Source organism: Vibrio sp. YT-19(2023), assembly GCF_033337395.1.
The window spans coordinates 1-631 of record NZ_JAWOQN010000675.1; the positions used below are offsets into that span (position 1 = coordinate 1).

At 48.2% G+C, this 631-nt stretch carries 1 protein-coding gene; it reads right to left on the reverse strand.

Annotated features, from left to right (window positions below; genetic code table 11):
* Positions 1-566, reverse strand: a 566-nt coding sequence (gene proX, locus R7E78_RS27815) for a glycine betaine/L-proline ABC transporter substrate-binding protein ProX (protein WP_318058846.1), incomplete at its 3' end; no start/stop codon positions are given.
* Positions 567-631 lie beyond the last annotated feature (65 nt).

The window sequence follows — 631 nt, forward strand, 5'->3', positions numbered from 1 at the left end:
CCTTGGTTGTGAGTGACAGTGTCACGAAGTTTGAACGCGTCCAACTGATGCTCAACAACCATTTCACACCCCCAACCTGGGTTACAGCCGGTAAGATCGGCTTTGCCATCGCTATTTGCGTCGAATAGCTTCGCTAATTTTGGATCTTTTAACTGACCCATGTTCGTAATGCCGTATTTCTCGGCGGTTTTCTTATCGATGAGGTAGCCTTGCGCTGCGCCACTGACGTATTGGCCTTCTCGGAAAAACTTATCATCACCACCTGACATGGTGTATTTGTCTGCATGGAGCGGAAACCAGCCAACCGCTAAGAACGTCGCGTCACCTTTTGCTATCGAGGTGTACCCGACGTTGTAATCCACTTCTTTGGTTGGTTGGACATCGTAACCCAAAGCTTCCAGAGCACGATTTACGATCAACGTTTGGAACGTCTCTTCAGCGACAGTGGACTGTACAGGTTGAACCGTGACGCCTTCACCCGGTAACTCTCCGGCAAAGCCGTAAGTCGAAAATGCGATTGTGCTTAGCGCGCCGACAGACAGCGCTTTCTTCCATGAATTATTCATTCGGGTTTCTCCTAAGTTTTAGGTCGTTTTGGTTCTTGTTGGTTTTAAATTTGAGCAGATAAGAG